Source organism: Nostoc sp. DedQUE08, assembly GCF_034530895.1.
Taxonomy (GTDB): domain Bacteria; phylum Cyanobacteriota; class Cyanobacteriia; order Cyanobacteriales; family Nostocaceae; genus Nostoc.
This window is the reverse complement of the sequence record NZ_JAVRCD010000005.1, coordinates 169,429-187,042: the sequence shown is the minus strand read 5'-3', so window position 1 is coordinate 187,042 and position 17,614 is coordinate 169,429. Positions and strand designations below refer to the sequence as shown.

Sequence of the window (17,614 nt, the reverse complement as noted above, 5' to 3'; positions counted from 1 at the left end):
ATACGAACTGCCATCTATCTCTACGAGACGCTTCTGGGTTCGCGCAGCGTCTGGTTAGAGAAGTGAGCAATTATTTGGGATTATTCAGGTAATAATGCCATAGAAGTCTTGCCGCAACTGCTCGCCACGGTCGCCAGTGCTGTGTCATTGCTTCTAGTTGCACTGGTGTTGGACGCGTCGCCAAGTTTTTGAGTTTTTGTAGAGCAATTGCGATCGCTAAATCGCCTTTAGGAAAGACATCAGGACGTTGCAGCGCCATGAGCAAATAAATATCAACTGTCCAGTCTCCGATACCTTTGAGACGCTTTAACTCAGTTCTGATCGTATTTTCGTCCATTCTTTCGAGCTTGCTGAGGTCAAGCTGACCAGTTGCAATAGCATTCGCCAACCCACGACAGTATAAAATTTTTTGCCGACTGAATCCAATCGCTCTTAATTGAACATCATCCAATATCAGAAAATTTTCTGGTGTCAGAGTGACAACAACCCCACATAATCTGGTAAATATAGCCTTTGCAGCCGCTACAGAAACTTGTTGTTCCAGAATGATGCACAGAAGTGTTGTAAAACCCGCTTCTCTTTTCCACATCGGTGGAGGCCCCAGTGTTTCTAAAATCCGAGCCAAATCGCGATCGAGTTTGGCAAGCACCATTAAACCACGGGTAAGACTTTCTTCTGTCAACGATTCTAGTTCAGGTGTTTGAGTCATCTTTGAGAAATTTCGATTCTTGTGTAAGCAGTTTTTGTTTGCGCTCAATTCCCCAGTGATAACCCCCAAGACTGCCATCACTCCGCAGCACCCGATGACACGGTACAATTAGCGCGATCGGATTAGCCCCACAAGCATTACCTACAGCGCGGACTGCTTGGGGCTTGGCAAGATTACGGGCGATATCAGTGTAAGTGCGGGTTTCGCCATAGGGAATTTTTTGTAATGCTTGCCAAACCTGTTTCTGAAATGCTGTCCCACGAACATCAAGTGGTAAATCAAGATTTGTTTCACCTCCTGCAATGAAGTCGAGGATTGCTTGTATCCATTCCTTGTGTGTGCGATCGTCACGCACGATCTGCGCTTGGTAAAATTCCTGGTTCAAAATGTGTTCAAGCTTGTCTGCTTCATCACCTAGTTTAACGGCACAGATACCCTTCTCTGTTGTTGCCACCAGCAAATATCCTAGCGAACATGGAGCGATCGCATAAACAATGTTGATTGTTTTTCCAGCTTGTTGGTAAATTTTTGGTGTCATTCCTAATTGTTTAGGTGCTTTCTCATACAGTTGACTACTTGAACCATACCCAGTATCGTAAACTGCATCAGCAATTTCTTCCCCCGACTGAAGACGCTGTTTCAATCGCTGGCTACGCAGCGCATCTGCATATTGAAAAGGCGATACACCAATTATCTGCTTGAATATTCTTTGTAGGTAACTAGGACTCATTTCTACCTGAGAGGATAATTCCGATAGGGTTGGTATGCGATCGACTTGTGCTTCAATATATCGACATACTGCTAAGATTTTGGCTGTATTTGGAACTATTTCAGATTGTGGTTGACAGCGCTTACAAGGTCGAAAACCTGCAATTTCAGCATCTTGTACCGACTGAAAAAAACAAACTTGATTCCGATTCGGTCTGCGACTAGGGCAAATAGGTCGGCAATAAATGCCTGTAGAGCGAACACCGTAAAAAAACTTACCTTCAAAAGCGGAGTCTCGATTGAGAACTGCTTCCCATAGTGTTTCTTCTAAAAGTTGTGTCTGTTGTAATTGCATTCATCGCTCCTCAAATCTATTGCAAAGTACCCCGACTTTGGATTGCCCATGATTAGTTTTTGCCTTTAGGTAAAACTAGATTAAATGTATCGTTCAACTACTTTCTATCTGATTGTTGCGATCGAAGTTGATTATCTCAGGGTATTCTGTCAGCACTCCTAAAGTCATTCGCTTTTTGACAAATGGTTCACCCGATTGGGTGAATGCGATCGCAGCATCCAGAACTACGCTGAAAGTATAGCCACTTTTTTGCTCTTAGCGATGTCTACGACGGGCTACGCCTACGTGCTGACAGCTAAAAAACTTTTACAATGGCTATGATTACCTTGAATATTATGCCAATTGCTTATATATCAAAGGGTCTAAGAGTGGATGAAATTGTAAAATCATCGCAGAAACCAGATTTTCTACCAGAGAAGATCCCCCTGCTGGAAACAATTGCTGCCAATTTACCGGGAATGATTTTCCAAATTCTGCAACGGCAGGATGGTTCTGTATTTATTCCTTATATTAGTTCTGGTTGTAAATATTTGTATGAATTAGAACCAGAGGCTATACAGCCAGACTTTCAGGTGTTATGCAAACTGATTTATCCACAAGATATAAAAGCTTTTACAGAATCTATTGCTGTTTGTCGTACTACTCTTACACCTTGGCATTGGGAAAGTCGGATTATTACGCCTAGTGGCAAACTTAAATGGATTCAAGGTACTTTACAACCAGAATTACAAGCAACAGGTGATTTTCTTTGGCATGGCTTGGTTATGGATATTACAGATCGAAAACAAGCCCAAGAAAAATTGCTTGAGAGTGAGGCACGATATAAAGCAGTTTTGGATGCTATCCCCGATTTGATGTTTCGCATCAGCCGCGATGGCGAGTATCTAGATTTAAAAAGTGAGGGTGCAAATATCACTCTTTCGAGAGAAGAAATAGTTGGAAAAAATCTGCAAGAGTTATTGCCGAGTGATGTTGCAGCTATTAGCCAAGTAGCGATCGCTAAAACTTTAGATTCGGGAATTTTGCAAACTTGTGAATATCAACTACCAACATCTTTGGGAAACAGAGATTATGAGGCGCGGTTGGTAGTTAGTGGTACAGATGAAGTACTAGCAATTGTCCGAGACATCACAGATCGCAAACAAGGGGAAGTCGCTTTACAAAATCTTGCCCAAAAATTTGCGAAAGCTTTTAGTTGCAGCCCCGATTCAATTACCATTAGCACGCTGCAAGAAGGACGCTTTATCGAAGTTAACGACAGTTTTGTGAATCTTTCCGGTTATGGGCGAGATGAGGCAATTGGTAAAACTTCTTTTGAATTAAATCTTTGGGTACACGATCGCGATCGCCTAAACTTAGTGCAAGAGTTGCAAAGCACGGGAGTTGCTCGTAACTTAGAAATTGATTTTCGGAAAAAATCTGGCGAGATAATTACAACGCTGCTGTCAGCCGAAGTCATTGATTTGAATGGTATTCCTGCCATTTTAGCAGTGCATCATGACATTACAGAACGCAAACAAGTAGAAGCACAATTACGCTTTTGTGCCCAACGCGATCGCTTGTTGGCAGAAACCCTAGTGCGAATTCGATCTTCGCTGAAATTAGAGGAAATTCTTCAAACCACCGTGACGGAAGTCAGGCAATTTCTGCAAGCAGATCGAGTTTTCATTGGTTTAAATAATGCTAATTTAGGAGTCAAAACTCTTGCTGAATCAGTAGATCCTAAATATCCATCAGTTTCAGGTTGGTCTACTAAAGATGAAGCTTATCTACAAGAATTAAGAAACTTATTAAAAGATAATCGTGTGCGTGTGGTTGAAGACGTAACGCAAATATCAGCATCTCCCAAAGTAAAAGCACACTGTCAAAAATTCCAAACGAAGGCTAGCTTGGCTGTACCAATTATGCTAGGCAATGAATTATTTGGGGCGTTAATTGCCAATCAATGCTCAGGGCCGCGTCATTGGCAGCCCATAGAAATTGATTTGTTACAGCAGATGTCAGAACAGCTAGCGATCGCGATTCAACAAAGTCAGATATGCCAAAAGCTAGCAGAACTCAACACTAATTTAGAATACCAAGTCCAAGAACGGACAGCACAGTTGCAGCAGAAAATGCAAGAAGTTGAAAATTTGCATCGTGTCAAAGATGTAGTTTTGCACACAGTTGCCCACGATTTACGAACTTCCGTGATGGGTAACTTGATGGTGTTAAAGAATTTGTTAAATCAAGGGCAGGGGAGCAGGGGAGCAGGGGAGCAGGGGAGCAGGGGGCAGGGAGACAAGGGGACAAAGGGACAAGGAGGACAAGGGGACAATGAAAATAACCTTGCCCAATGCCCAATGCCCAATTCCCAATCCCCAATCCCAATATCTCGCTCAATCATCGAGCGAATGATTCAGGGCAACGATCGCCAACTAACAATGATTAACTCATTGCTAGAAATTAATTCCTGTGAAAAACAGGGGATTGAGATCAAACTCGAACCAGTGCAATTTAGCACCTTACTGGGAAGTACATTTGCTCAGTTGGAACCCATGCTGACACAAAATCAAGCGACTCTGAAGAACTTGGTTCGGGCAGACTTACCGTTAGTCATGGCAGATGAGATTCGATTGCAGAAAGTTGTGGTAAATTTGATCGCACATAGCTTGCAAAATAATCCGCCAGGATTAAATTTTACCCTGAGCGCCACCGTTGAAGGGGGAATGATTCGCACTCAGATTCAAGATGACGGTGTGGGAATGAGTAAAGTAGAGTGCGATCGCCTCTTCGATCTGCATGTCCGCGATCCTCAAGATTGCTGCTCTACAAGCATTGGTTTAAAAATGTATCTTTGTCGGAAAGTTATTAAGGCGCATGGCGGCGAAATCGGAGTTATAAATAACCGCAAGCGTGGGTTAACTTTCTGGTTTACACTACCTTTAGCAACTTCATCCGCAACAAATCGCCCATAAATCACCAAAAAATGAGAGGGTGTTATTTATGGCAATGTTGAGTAAAGGAAACACCCTCAAGATATGGGCAAAGTTGCTCGGATGCTATTGGCTACTCCATTGACAACAGTGCAAAGGTGGTGGAGAAAAACCTTTTTTGCACCAACAACTGATGAAATCGTTACTCTTTACAGAGTTTGGCGTAACCGTTTTTTGTGGCAAAGATTACGTTTATGGTTATGGCTGGCGCTGATTTGTCTGTTGTCTTTTACTTTGCGAGATATTTACGGCCTGTTTTTTCCATTTGCAGAGTTGCAGCCGCTGCCAGAAGTACTTAGAACTCAACGCCTGGTAATTAATGTTGCAATGCTTGCAAGTATAATTATTTGCTTTGCTTTACATAAAACTAAATTAGGTCGTCATCGTCCAGATTTATTATTTTTGGGGTCTTCTTGGTCACTTAGTTTAGCGTCGCAGTTGTTTGCAACCATCAGAGGTTTCGCACTACCCGATACCATCGGCTGGTCGCTGTTGTTCTTGAGCCAAGCTGTGTTGATGCCTGTTTGCTGGATTCTTCACTTGCTGACTCAAGTGAGTGTGCTGATTTACTATTTCGGTGTGAATACAGTACTTGGGCTAAAAACACCAATCCCCGACCACCCAGAAATATATAATGTAACGTTCATTTTATATATCTTCTGGTTTTGTACTATATGTGATATCGGTGTTTATCTGTACGATCGCCTGCAACGTTCGGAATTTTTCGCCCGCCAAGAACTAGAATCTGCCTACCAAAAACTCAAAGTTGCCGAAGCTAAATATCGCAGTATTTTTGAAAACGCTGTTGAAGGGATTTTTCAAAGCAGTCCCGATGGACGTTACATTACGGCAAATCCTGCTTTAGCGAGGATTTATGGCTACTCTTTAGTAGACGACGTGACAGCAAATTTTACTGATATTGAACAATTGTACGTTGACCCAAACCGCCGAGCAGAATTTGTGCGCCTGATGGAAAAGTATGGCAGCGTTTCCGATTTCGAGTCCCAAATTTATCGTCAAGACGGGAGTATTGTCTGGATTTCCGAAAAAGCCTATACAGTCCGTGATGAACAAGGAAAACTGCTTTATTACGAAGGTTTGATTGAAGACATTACCCAGCGCAAGCAAACTGAAGAAGAACTACGAGTGTTTTTCCATGCAGTTTCCCACGACTTACGCAACCCAGTACTAGGTACTTTAATGGTGTTGAAGAATTTGCTGGCCCGTTCAGAGGAAAATATTACGATTTCCCGCTCAATTTTAGAGCGAATGATTCAAAGTTGCGATCGCCAACTGAAATTAATTAATTCGTTGATGGAAACTCACATCAGTGAGGTGCAAGGTATTGTTTTACAACGTCAAGCCGTACAATTACTGGCAGTTGTCGAAGCTGCGATCGCAGATTTAGAGCCATTGCTAGAGCAAAATCAAGCCAAGCTGACAAATTTGGTGTCCGCAGATTTGCCATTAGTAAATGCCGACCCTACGCAACTATGGCGAGTTTTTTCTAACTTAATTGTCAATGCTTTGAAACATAATCCCCCTGAATTGCTTTTGACAATCAATGCTACCCGTCAGGATGACATGATTTATTGTACTGTTAGTGATAACGGCGTGGGAATTAGTCAACAACAAAGCGATCGGCTTTTTGACCTTTACTTTCGGGGTACAAGTATCGGCAATTCTGTAAGTTTGGGATTAGGGTTGTATTTATGTAAGCAAATTATCCATGCTCACGGTGGCGAAATTGGTGTGAACAGTGCATTGAATGCAGGGGCAACATTTTGGTTTACCTTACCAATTAGTAGCTCACAGCATGAAGTTGCTAATTAAACCTTTTTGTTACCAAAAATATTTTTTTAAATTTGTTATTATTCAGGAAAAAAGAAACGAATAGAACAACAAAATCCGGGTAAAAGTGGCGATGTTATTTCATCATCGCCTAATAAAGTAGCAACTAAAACCAACTGTGCTTTTTCTCGCCGATAAACTTCAACTTGTTTAGTGAAGCGATCGACAATCCAATACTCACGCACGCCTTGAACTGAATAAAGTTTCAGTTTTGCTTCCTTGTCTCGAAGTTCGTTTTGTTTACCTGGGGATAAAACCTCTATTACTAACTCTGGTGCGCCTGTCAAATGTCCTGCTTCATCTTCAATTTGCACCAGTCGTTCTCGACTTACCCAAACTACATCCGGTATAACACTATCTGCTTGCGAAAAAATCACACCTGGAGCCACAATTGTTTCCCCTAAACCACTCGAATCTGACCAAACATCGAGTTGTCGGAATATTTTGCCACAAACTTGTTGATGACGGCGGTGAGGAGTGCGAGTCACAAAGAGTTCTCCATTAATAATTTCATAGCGCGTCCACTCATTTTCGGGTAGAACCTCTAAATCGTGAATTGTCCAGCGTACTCCCTCAACGGCTTGATTCATGATTGTCCCCGTTTGGCTCGTTGCCTTTGTTTGTTTGATTTTATCTAATTGAAAGGTGTTTATGTCGACGGCTTACAACTGGGAACCAATTTGTTTTATGTAGTCGTGTTCAGAACTTAACTTATTCGCAATTACTGTGTAGGTGTATTCTAACCAACTTTCCCAAAAAACTACAGATTTCACATCATTGAGATATTGTCCATATTGCGTAGATTATAAAAATATATTAATTACTTTTAAGTTTTAATGATAACACTACGCAAAATTTACAATTATTTTCAGAAAATACTCACTTTTTCTCACCAACAGGGCAATCAGGAGTAGGTTATTAATATAGTTAAACAACAGGTACCTGTGAATATTAAAAAAAGTAACTTATATTTTCTCACTGAAAAAATAATCACAAAGTTTAGAATCTAGTTACAAAACAACAATAGACCTCTTGCATAAATGGTAAACAAAAGCATGATAAGTAGTCAGCGACATGTAAAAACTGACTTTTGCAAGAGGTCCAATAAGTTGAGGTTTAAATATGAAAAAAATTATCTGGTTTTTGGCGGTGCTGGCAGTTCTAGCAACATGGCTACTAAGTTGCGATGCTGTCTGGGTCTGGAAATATCTTTTTTTCCTGCGCCTGCCTATTTTGATGGGTTTATTCCTTCTGCTTCTTCCTAAACTTGCCAAGGATTGGCTGCCAGCCATGTTGAGGAATCTATTTGTACTTCGCACCAAGTGGCAACTAGCAGTCATAATTATGAGCGCAATTGGAGCAGGAACGTCAGTAATTTCAGTTGCAGCTATCATTTTGGATAACGCACCAGATCGCTTTGATGTACCACCAACAATAGAAATTTCTGAATTTTGGCAATATGGAATAGCTATTGCCTTAAGTTTATACATTTGCATTATTGCAATTGACCTGTCCAAAGAGAAGCTGAAGAATGAAGACAGACTGTGGGGAACATTTGTAGGTGCAGGATTGGGCATTGGGCTACTATTTTTTGTTAGTTTTATCAGGCAATGGTTAAGCTCAAATGCTTTTTTAAAAAAGACACTTGTTGATATCTTTTCTTTCATAACCAAACATGATGCATTAGGCTATATTAATCCTGATGGTGAATTGAGTACTGGGCATCTGACAGCGATCGCTTATTTGATAATTGGAGTAGTTATCTATATTACGGTTGGTTTGCTTTTTAAGCCAAAATCAAAAAGAGAGCGACCTGAAGCACCTGCACTCCTGTATGTGCTACTGATCATATCGATGGTGACACTTTTCTATGGAGGTGCAACATTCTATTTTGATTACTTCCGTATTCCTGTACTAGTTATCTTTATTAGTTTTTCAGTAGTTAGTTATGTTGCATTTGATGTAGATCACTGGTTTCAAGTCAATGAATTTAAGAAAAAGGAAGACAATAAAAAAGTTGATAGCGATTCAAATAACTTCCATAAAATCCTAGATAAGCGTCTTCAACATCAAGAGGGAGAACGAACTTTAGTAATTATTTGTGCTAGTGGTGGCGGAATTCAAGCAGCAGGATGGACAGTGCAAGTGTTAAGTGGTCTTCAGGAATTGTTAGGAAACTCATTTACCAAAGCAATTGGCTTGATTAGTGCAGTCTCAGGCGGTTCAGTAGGGACAATGTACTATCTAGATAACTTTAATAAAGATGGTTTTTTAGAAGAGAAAGAAACGGAAATATCTAACAAAACCAAAACCAAAGTAACAGATAGTTTTTATGCTGCTACTAAAGATAGTTTAGATGCCGTTGGTTGGGGTCTGGTTTATTTAGACTTATGGCGATTCATCGGATTTCCATTTCTTGTTAGTCCAGAGTGCGATCGTGGTAGAGCAGTTGAGATAGACTGGCAGGGGGAAATGAAGGATACGAACAAAACAAAAACCTTTGGAACCTGGCGAAAACAGATTTTTGATGGCGAAATTCCTATTCCTGTATTTAATGCCACTTTAGTCGAAAATGGCTGGCGGTTTCTGATGACTCCAGTAACATTTGGGGAGGCTCCTGAGAAAAAGTATATAGACTTTAATACTCTTTTTAAAGACTATGATATGAATGTTGTAACGGCTGCAAGACTATCAGCAACTTTTCCCTATGTCTCTCCTATCTGTCGCAGCAACAGGGTAGATATCCCAAATCAGCTGAATTATCACGTTGCTGATGGGGGCTATTTCGATAACTCTGGCTTTGTAACGGCAGCTGAATGGCTGGATGAACACCTTAATGAATGGTCAGATCCTAAAAATAATTTAAAGCTAAAACGAGTCCTGATATTGCAAATCAATCCTTTTCCTCTTCCCCCCGAATCTGCTTCAATCAAAAACGTGCAGGGGAATGGAGGCTGGTTTATGGCGACTTTAGGGCCATTACTGGCAATGTTCAAGGTACGCGATCCGGTTTTGGCGTCTCGAAATGCAAAGGAAGCAGATTTGCTGGTCAAAAAATGGGAGAACTCGAAGAACAAGGTAGATATCCAATACTTTCCCATTTTCTTCCCCTCAAAATCTGAAAATGCAGTATCTAAATTTTATAAAGATGATCAGTATCGTCCGCCTTTATCCTGGAGGTTAACTGATAAAGAGAAGGAAGCTATTAAAGAAGGTTGGGAGGCAATAAAAATAGAAGAGAACATTCAAAACATTAAACAACTGTGGCACAAATGGAATAAGCCAGATTCCACAGACCGTACACCAGAAGATTAACAACTTGCTTCTCCTGTGGATAGTTAAGAGCAGGAGTACGAGCATCACTCAAAGGGTTACAGGTGAGAGGAAATGGGAAGGTGCTAATTGGTGTTCACACTAGAATCATAATAGACATCTCCAAAAATGAATGTAGAGACGTAGCATTGCTACGTCTCTATAAAGGTTCTGGATAATGCATATTTAATTAATTTCTGGAGATGTCTAATAAAAAGCGGAAGTTCAGACAAAACTTTTATGCTGACATTTAACCAACTTAAACCACCTAATCGCGATACCGCAGTCACTTTTACTCTGGCGCTAACAGCAGAAGAACGCACCCGCAGTCGTCATCGCTTTGAAACAGAAGATGGTAAACTTGTGTTTTTACATCTACCCAGAGGAACTGTCTTACACGATGGCGACATTCTGCAAGAAGAAACCGATAGCAGTTTAATCAGAATTACTGCCAAACCAGAACTAGTGCTGACTGCTTTTGCCCAAACACCACTTTTATTACTACGGGCGGCATACCATCTGGGAAATCGCCATGTACCTGTAGAAATTACCTCAACTTATTTACGCTTGTCTTCAGATTCTGTTTTACACACGATGTTGGAACAACTGGGGTTAGAAGTTAAAGAGGAAATTTTACCGTTTCAGCCAGAATTAGGAGCTTATGGACAACACCATCATGCTCATTGATAGTCATCTTTTGAGTATTTTGCAGCTGGCTAGCCCCGCTTTACCTGTGGGAGCATATAGCTATTCTGAAGGCTTGGAAATCCTGGTGGAAAATGGTACGATCGCTAACCAGTTACATCTCAAAGATTGGCTAAAAGCAGAGTTACTCTACGGGGCAATTCGGCTAGAAGCGGCGGTGATGGTACGATCGCAGCAAGCTGCAAAAATGGGTGATATTGAATCGCTATACCGTTGGAATCTGTGGTTATCCGCAGCTAGGGAAACAGAAGAATTACGCGCCTCTAGTTGGCAAATGGGGCGATCGCTGATCCAATTACTTGGTAAACTAGAACCGCAGATTATACCTATTGCTAATGCTGTCGGGAATCCTTGCAATTATGCGATCGCTTTTGGCATTGCCATTGCCCATTGGCAAATCAGTATCAAAGCCGGATTACTTGGATATCTGCATAGTTGGGCAAGTAATTTGATTACTGCTGGCGTGAAACTTATCCCCCTTGGACAAACAGCAGGACAGCAGTTATTACTAGATTTGCAACCATTATTTAGCGTTGCGGCGTTAGAAATTCTCGCATTAGAGGACGATCAACTCGCCTGTTGTAGTTGGGGTTTGTCGCTAGCGAGTATGCAGCATGAAACGCAGTATACAAGGTTGTTTAGGAGTTAGGAGAGACGCGAAAAATCTTTGTCTGTACAGGAGTGAGGAGTTATGAATGCATTTAGAGTGGGGGTTGCTGGGCCAGTGGGTTCGGGGAAGACGGCATTAGTTGATGCTTTGTGCAAGGGCTTGCGTGAGCAGTATCAGATTGCGGTGGTGACGAATGATATTTATACTCAGGAGGATGCTCAGTTTTTAGTACGTTCTCAGGCGTTGGCAAGCGATCGCATTTTGGGTGTAGAAACTGGTGGTTGCCCTCACACTGCCATCCGCGAAGATGCTTCGATGAATTTGGCGGCAATTGAACAGTTAGAAGAACGTTTTATCAATTTGGATTTGGTCTTTTTGGAAAGTGGCGGTGATAATTTAGCTGCTACCTTTAGTCCCGAATTGGTGGATTTAACGATTTACGTCATCGATGTTGCGGCTGGTGATAAAATTCCTCGCAAGGGTGGCCCCGGTATTACTAAATCTGATTTGTTGGTGATTAACAAAACTGACCTTGCACCCTATGTTGGTGCAGATTTAAGTGTGATGGAACGAGATGCTAAAAAAATGCGCGGTGATAAACCTTTTATTTTTACTAATTTGAAAACTCAATCTGGACTTGCAGATGTAATTAACTTTGTTTGCACAAATATCTGTTGAAAAAAAATGAGCAGGAGTCATAATTGAGCAAAAATGCTTCGCTTCTCTATTTTTCTATACCTGGTTTTGCTTGGTATCAACGTAAATACCGCCGTCTTATCGTCAGATGGAAACGTCAAAAACTTAGGACTTACACACTGTACAATTAGATGTATCTATTAGCCCTTTCAAGGTGAACTTTTGTACTATGAAATAAATGGTGTTTTAAGCCATTTTTGGTATTTTGGCATTGCGTAGGCGTAGCCCGCCGTAGGCATCGCTTAATTTCCAGTCCAAAAATTTTGAGTTGAATATATAATCTCTTTGTTCAATTCCAGATGATGCCTGAAATGCCGTAAAAACTTTGATAGTACAGATGCTCACCTTGAAAAGGCTAGATGTATCTATTGAGAGTATTGACTAAGAAGGGTAAATATGTATAACCGCCAACTTTCTTTTTTGCTGAGTCTGGGTGCTATTGCTGTACTTGGAGGTGATTTGTCTGCTCAAGCTCAAAAACCTACTACTTTTCTTAATAAAACAATGCCAATGGCAGAAAATACAGAAGGTAGAGGAAGTCAAAGGATAAAGTTATATTACGTTCGTAATACAGACGCTTTAAGGCAACTTCTAAATAAAGTGAACGAAAAAGAAAATTGGGATCTCATAATAGATACATCTACTGACAGTACTGATAATGATATCATTCTCTATGGTTCAAAAGAAGCAAGAAACTCTGCGTACCGATTGATTGCTGGAATTGATCTTCCCCGTCCCGGTATCACGATGGAGATGTGGGGAATCCAGATTTCCAGCAATAATCCCGAGGAATTAGCTAAAGTAATGTCGAAAGTACGCCAGGAAATTAATCAAACTCAACAGTTAGTGCGAGAAACGTATGCTCGAGTTGAGGAATACGCAAGAGATCAGATATATGAAAAGGACTTTGATCCTGAGTTCAAAAAACTACTTATTGATAATCTAGGGTATAAATCAGCCTTGACTAAAAATCGCCCTCTATCTCTGACGGATATAGTTTTACGCTTGGTGGCTGCACAAACTAGAAATAGCGATAATACCAAAAAAATAGCTAATAAACTTACGAAGTTTGTTCAAGATGATCCCCGCTATAAAGACTATTTAGATGCCTTAAAAGAGCAAGGAAGACAGCCACTCGAAAGGGTTTTTTCTCTTCGTGGTCTGAAGCCAATGTGCAGAGGTCAGAAGGATACAAAAAATGCCTATTCCTTCCCTAAAGGCTGTTGGGAGACAGAATTTAAAGACTACTGGAAAACAGATTCTGAAGACGAGTACGCCCAGGTAAGTCGCGCTACAATACTTGATTTTGCGCTACAGTATGCCCATTTTATTAATGAACCAGATCAGTTTAACCCTTACGATCTGCAACAATCAGCCGATGTCTTTAATAATCGTTTACAAGATACTGTTGATGCATTAAACCAAGATATAGAAGATTTTTTTGTTATCCCTACTTTGCACAAAATCCAAGATATTGTGAGTGAATATAAGGACGTAGAATATGCACAGGTGGGAAGAACTAGTGTATCTAGTCTGAGTGGGATAGAAACGGTGGTGAGTTCGGATTCGATTAGTGCCTTCGATGTGACTCCACCGTTGAAGCTTTCAGATTTGCTCACAAAGGCTCAAAATCTCACAGGGCAGGTTGACAATTTTGTTCCAGCAATACCGTCATCAATATCGGCAACTCCCATAAAGCCATCAGTTGGCTCTCTGCCTGTGGCGCAGGTTATTGGCCTAGTTGCTGCCCTCCAAGAGCAAAACGCTGTATTTCGTGAGCTGAAAACTGGGGTTTCATTGACGGTAATTCCTAATGTGTTACGAAATATGAATTCTGCTGAACTCAAAATCAATTTAACTATCGTTGATCCATTAGTTAGTGGTACAGAACAGAACAGATCACAAGACCCACTATCACGTATCGGTAAACAAGAGGTGACAACTAATGTTTACACCAAAGCCGTGGATTTTTTCGCTCTTTCAACATTCTCTAACCAAAGTACATTAAATGGGGGACGTGCTTACGTACCTATTATCGGCACGGTGTGGAAGGGAATTTTTGGTGATGTGCCGGTGTTGGGCGATTTGTTTAGTTGGAAAAAAGGTCCTAAAAAGGTTCTTCACGAGAGTCTGCTCTTGACTAACTCCTTCATTACACCGACAGCGATGGGAATGGGTTTGCTCTATCCATCAGACAGGGACAAACCTTTAAATTACAAAGACTTCCCTAATTTAAAGTGTCAGGTTGAATACTATCGAGATCATCCAGATAGAAATAATGGAGTGTTACCAAAAAGCTGTTTGTAACCACAACAATCGGCCAATAAACCTAACACAATAAGGTTCAGATAAGTTTGCAGAAACTAATCATATCAAATCCAGTTGAACAACCACACTAAAAATAAGTTACAACCCATTCTGTTACTTGATTGAAACTATGTGCAATCAGCCGGATTTGATATAATTTGCCTTTGCAAGCAATACAGTTCAGTTAAACTTTTTTCTCTCCCCCTGCTCCCGAAGCCTCCACCGCTCAATAACAGCCTACCGTTAATAGATAAATTGGCTTAGAGGATGTTTGAAAAGTCCTCTTTTCGGTATCAAAAGTTTTAGATCCCTCTAAATCTCCCTTATAAAGGGAGACTTTAATTCCGGTTCCCCCCTTTTTAAGGGGGGTTAGGGGGGATCTAAAAGTGTCCATAATTACAGCGAAACACTTTTCAAACAACCTCTTAACCCAAGCGTATTGCCTTTACAAGCTGGCTTTGTATCGTCGCACCTTTGGGAAACGAAATAGTATTTAAAATGTATTGTTCAAAAGGTCGCACCTTGCAAACCTTTTGAACTAGATGTGTCGTCGAATATTCTAGTCTCTGTTCCAATCACTGTTGGAACGGGGAAATCTCAATAGTAAAGTTTCTTGACAATTAATCGCTGCTACCGTTTCCGAAATACCAGTAGGATGTCCTTGAGCATCAAAAGTCAGGGAATCTACACAAGCCTGTAAAACGGAAGTAAGAGGAGGTAAACATTCCTGTTCTGCTCTGTTTGTTGACATCTGTTGGTTCAAAACTCGAAAACATTGATTTGTATCCTCTAGAGCAAAATTACAGAGCCGTGTTGCCTGTTCCGTTGATGTCACATTCCGCAAATCCTGGAAGCATTGACTGGTATAAGGTGTTGCTATACGGCATAGTTTTTCAGCGTGTTCCAAAGAGGTAGAATTTCTTAATTCCTGAAAGCACTGGCTTGTATAACGGGTTGAGTTACGGCACAATCGTGCAACTCTCTCCGCAGAGATATCTCTTTGTAAATCCTGAAAACATTGAGTTCTGACACTTAAGCTGTGTTTATAATCCTCTTTTTCTGGTAAGTTATACTGTTTTTGGGCGTGTACTGGTATGTTCAGTGCAAACATTACAAATGCCAGAATCAGGGGAGTCTGGACTAAACCAAAATCCACATTGAAAAATTTCATAGTTTTTATTCTATGAGTTGAAAAATAATATTTATATTAAGATGGGAAGGTGATTTATCAAAAAAAGTTCCGGGTAGTAACTCCCCAAGCTTTTGTGTCTAGGGTAGGGGTTTCAACAGCACATCTTGGAGTAGGTGCGATTCGTTATGCAGTGAATCACGGTAGCCAGTCTGTAAATAACTACACCAACCAGCTTTAGTAATATATACTCTACAAAGCCCGTAGATGACGATTTCGCACCCGTTCAGCACTACCAGTAGGAATCGCAGCAATTAATTTTTGCGTGTATTCCTCTTTAGGTTCTTGGTAGATGCTTTCGGCTGTCCCTTCTTCAACAATTTGACCGCGATTCATGACTAAAATGCGATCGCTCATAAATTTCACTACACTTAAATCGTGAGAAATAAAGATATAAGTAAGCTGAAAGTCTGACTGTAACTCTTTTAGAAGATTTAATACCTGCGCTTGTACTGAAACATCTAGCGCTGAAACTGACTCATCGCAGATGATAAACTTAGGATTTAACGCCAAAGAACGAGCTATGCAAATCCGTTGGCGTTGACCGCCAGAAAACTGATGAGGATAGCGGTTAATCGCATCTGCACTCAACCCTACTCGTTCTAAAAGTTCGACTACTCGCTGGCGTCGTTGTTGTTTTGTCTTCCCAACAGCGTGAATTAACAAAGGTTCCATTACCGCGTCCCCAACCTTCATTCGGGGATCGAGGGAACTAAAAGGATTTTGGAAGACTATTTGCATTTCCCGCCGCAGTTTTTGCAACCGTTCTCCTTTGAGACTAGTAATATCTTGTTTCTCAAAGATAATCTGACCACTCATCGGTTCAATTAAGCGCAGCAAGGTTCTGCCAAGGGTCGTTTTACCGCAACCAGATTCTCCCACCAAACCTAGTGTTTCTCCTGGTTTAACATCAAAAGAAACGCCATTAACTGCCATATTATAACTTTTTATACTACCGAACACCCCACGCACTGGAAAACTAACTTTCAGGTTGCGGATTTGCAGCAGGGGTTCCAATTCATTAAAGTTTGCCAATCTTGCAGCAATCTCTTCTTTAGTAACTTCTGTGGGTTGTGCGGGTTCTTTCGGCTGAATTACTACTTGTCCGGTTAGCGTCTCTTCTGCACTCATGTAGTCGGAAACAGTGAGTAATTTTTGGGGACGGCGGTTGAGTGTGGGGCGACAAGCTATCAAACCTTTAGTATATGGATGCTTGGGACTACTGAAAATTTGCCGAGAAGTACCAGATTCGACAACTTTACCTCTATACATTACCGCTACTTGGTCAGCAATTTCTGAAATTAGCCCCAAATCGTGGGTGATGAAAATCATTGCCATATCACGGCTTTGCTGTAATTCTCGCATTAACTCCAAAATAGTCGCTTGCACCGTCACATCCAAAGCTGTGGTTGGTTCATCGGCAATTAAGATTAATGGGTTGCAAGAAATTGCCATTGCAATCATTACCCGTTGCAACTGACCTCCAGAAAGTTCATGAGGATAGCGTTCCAGCATGGCTTCTTTATGTTCTTTAACCAACTGTGCCAACTTTGGCCCATCTGGTTTAGATAATTTGGCGTTGGTTTGGTGCCAAGTTTCGATATACTGCTGCTGGATCTCCTCATCGCTAGGTAGAAGTTTAACCTCTTGCAGACCTGCGATCGCAATTTGTCGTGCTTGGGCTGCTGACACATTTTGATGCCGCATAATCGCTTCTGTTAGCTGAAACCCAATGTTATAAACCGGATTAAGCGAACTCATCGGTTCTTGAAAAATCATGGCGATGTCGCCACCCCGGTGTAACTGCATTTGCTCAGGAGGCAATGTTACCAAATCGATGGGGTTGCCATTTTCCTGCGGACGAAACCAGATTTCACCGCCACTCACTATGCCAGGAGTTTGCAACAAACCCATCACAGCTAAGGCTGTCACCGATTTACCACTTCCCGATTCTCCTACTATTCCTAGAGTTTCACCTCGATGCAGCGTAAAGGAAATACCATCCAAAGCTCTGACAGTGTTGCCATCACCGGGAAATTCAACTTGGAGATTGCGAACCTCTAGGACAGTTTCTCTCATAGGAGTTGGGTATGAATCTTAACTTAAAATTATTTGGATTTTAACAATAGTTTTGATCTATTATGTGCGTAAATTTGGTTTTTATACTCCTCGGCAGTGTTCACTGCTAAAACTTTAA

At 41.1% G+C, this 17,614-nt stretch carries 13 protein-coding genes; 8 read left to right on the top strand and 5 right to left on the bottom strand.

What is annotated here, in order from left to right; translation table 11 throughout:
* Positions 1–70: 70 nt before the first annotated feature.
* Together RMY64_RS05445 and ada are read right to left on the bottom strand one after the other, a co-directional pair.
* A complete protein-coding gene (locus RMY64_RS05445) occupies positions 71–709 on the bottom strand; it encodes a DNA-3-methyladenine glycosylase 2 family protein (protein WP_322687780.1) in 639 nt (212 codons plus the stop codon).
* A complete protein-coding gene (gene ada, locus RMY64_RS05440) occupies positions 693–1,772 on the bottom strand; it encodes a bifunctional DNA-binding transcriptional regulator/O6-methylguanine-DNA methyltransferase Ada (protein WP_322687781.1) in 1,080 nt (359 codons plus the stop codon). The genes RMY64_RS05445 and ada overlap by 17 nt, the downstream gene beginning before the upstream one ends.
* 311 nt (positions 1,773–2,083) lie before the next feature.
* On the opposite strand from ada, the gene RMY64_RS05435 reads away from it, so the two are divergent.
* Both RMY64_RS05435 and RMY64_RS05430 read left to right on the top strand, forming a co-directional pair.
* Positions 2,084–4,729 (top strand): PAS domain S-box protein, encoded by a 2,646-nt coding sequence (locus tag RMY64_RS05435; RefSeq protein WP_322699506.1) that lies wholly within the window; start codon positions 2,084–2,086, stop codon positions 4,727–4,729.
* A gap of 63 nt (positions 4,730–4,792) precedes the next feature.
* Positions 4,793–6,580: an ATP-binding protein gene (locus RMY64_RS05430; RefSeq protein WP_322699505.1), complete on the top strand. Its 1,788-nt coding sequence runs from the start codon at positions 4,793–4,795 to the stop codon at positions 6,578–6,580.
* Positions 6,581–6,618: 38 nt separating this feature from the next.
* Here the strand turns inward: RMY64_RS05430 and RMY64_RS05425 are convergent, their stop codons facing one another.
* Positions 6,619–7,188 (bottom strand): Uma2 family endonuclease, encoded by a 570-nt coding sequence (locus RMY64_RS05425; RefSeq protein ID WP_322699504.1) that lies wholly within the window; start codon positions 7,186–7,188, stop codon positions 6,619–6,621.
* 532 nt (positions 7,189–7,720) lie between these two features.
* Between RMY64_RS05425 and RMY64_RS05420 the strand changes: the two genes are divergently transcribed.
* The 5 genes from RMY64_RS05420 to RMY64_RS05400 all read left to right on the top strand — a co-directional run bounded on the left by RMY64_RS05420 (position 7,721) and on the right by RMY64_RS05400 (position 14,228).
* Complete coding sequence (locus RMY64_RS05420) at positions 7,721–9,913, top strand: hypothetical protein (protein WP_322699503.1); 2,193 nt, start codon at positions 7,721–7,723, stop codon at positions 9,911–9,913.
* Positions 9,914–10,150: 237 nt separating this feature from the next.
* A complete protein-coding gene (gene ureE / locus RMY64_RS05415; RefSeq protein ID WP_322699502.1) occupies positions 10,151–10,597 on the top strand; it encodes an urease accessory protein UreE in 447 nt (148 codons plus the stop codon).
* Positions 10,572–11,264 (top strand): urease accessory protein UreF, encoded by a 693-nt coding sequence (locus RMY64_RS05410; RefSeq protein ID WP_322682128.1) that lies wholly within the window; start codon positions 10,572–10,574, stop codon positions 11,262–11,264. The genes ureE and RMY64_RS05410 overlap by 26 nt, the downstream gene beginning before the upstream one ends.
* Positions 11,265–11,306: 42 nt before the next feature.
* Positions 11,307–11,903: an urease accessory protein UreG gene (gene ureG / locus RMY64_RS05405; protein WP_322675163.1), complete on the top strand. Its 597-nt coding sequence runs from the start codon at positions 11,307–11,309 to the stop codon at positions 11,901–11,903.
* A 414-nt stretch (positions 11,904–12,317) separates the two neighbouring features.
* Positions 12,318–14,228: a hypothetical protein gene (locus tag RMY64_RS05400; RefSeq protein WP_322699501.1), complete on the top strand. Its 1,911-nt coding sequence runs from the start codon at positions 12,318–12,320 to the stop codon at positions 14,226–14,228.
* Between the two features lie 559 nt (positions 14,229–14,787).
* Here RMY64_RS05400 and RMY64_RS05395 read toward each other — a convergent pair.
* On the bottom strand, positions 14,788–15,399 hold the full coding sequence (locus RMY64_RS05395; RefSeq protein WP_322675165.1) for a hypothetical protein: 612 nt from the start codon (positions 15,397–15,399) through the stop codon (positions 14,788–14,790).
* Positions 15,400–15,448: 49 nt separating this feature from the next.
* Here RMY64_RS05395 and RMY64_RS05390 point away from each other — a divergent pair, with 49 nt between their 5' ends.
* Positions 15,449–15,598, top strand: coding sequence for a hypothetical protein (locus RMY64_RS05390; RefSeq protein WP_322675166.1), 150 nt, complete (start codon positions 15,449–15,451; stop codon positions 15,596–15,598).
* A gap of 11 nt (positions 15,599–15,609) precedes the next feature.
* On the opposite strand, the gene RMY64_RS05385 is transcribed toward RMY64_RS05390, so the two are convergent.
* The gene (locus RMY64_RS05385) at positions 15,610–17,496 is read right to left on the bottom strand and encodes an ABC transporter ATP-binding protein (protein ID WP_322699500.1); all 1,887 of its coding nucleotides are present in this window, start codon (positions 17,494–17,496) and stop codon (positions 15,610–15,612) included.
* Positions 17,497–17,614 lie beyond the last annotated feature (118 nt).

Coding starts and splice junctions, on each gene's coding strand:
- RMY64_RS05385 (WP_322699500.1), bottom strand. CDS start 17,496: ATGAGAGAAACTGTCCTAGAGGTTCGCAATCTCCAAGTTGAATTTCCC.
- ureG (WP_322675163.1), top strand. CDS start 11,307: ATGAATGCATTTAGAGTGGGGGTTGCTGGGCCAGTGGGTTCGGGGAAG.
- ada (WP_322687781.1), bottom strand. CDS start 1,772: ATGCAATTACAACAGACACAACTTTTAGAAGAAACACTATGGGAAGCA.
- RMY64_RS05435 (WP_322699506.1), top strand. CDS start 2,084: ATGGCTATGATTACCTTGAATATTATGCCAATTGCTTATATATCAAAG.
- RMY64_RS05425 (WP_322699504.1), bottom strand. CDS start 7,188: ATGAATCAAGCCGTTGAGGGAGTACGCTGGACAATTCACGATTTAGAG.
- RMY64_RS05400 (WP_322699501.1), top strand. CDS start 12,318: ATGTATAACCGCCAACTTTCTTTTTTGCTGAGTCTGGGTGCTATTGCT.
- ureE (WP_322699502.1), top strand. CDS start 10,151: ATGCTGACATTTAACCAACTTAAACCACCTAATCGCGATACCGCAGTC.
- RMY64_RS05430 (WP_322699505.1), top strand. CDS start 4,793: ATGGGCAAAGTTGCTCGGATGCTATTGGCTACTCCATTGACAACAGTG.
- RMY64_RS05445 (WP_322687780.1), bottom strand. CDS start 709: ATGACTCAAACACCTGAACTAGAATCGTTGACAGAAGAAAGTCTTACC.
- RMY64_RS05395 (WP_322675165.1), bottom strand. CDS start 15,399: ATGAAATTTTTCAATGTGGATTTTGGTTTAGTCCAGACTCCCCTGATT.
- RMY64_RS05410 (WP_322682128.1), top strand. CDS start 10,572: ATGGACAACACCATCATGCTCATTGATAGTCATCTTTTGAGTATTTTG.
- RMY64_RS05420 (WP_322699503.1), top strand. CDS start 7,721: ATGAAAAAAATTATCTGGTTTTTGGCGGTGCTGGCAGTTCTAGCAACA.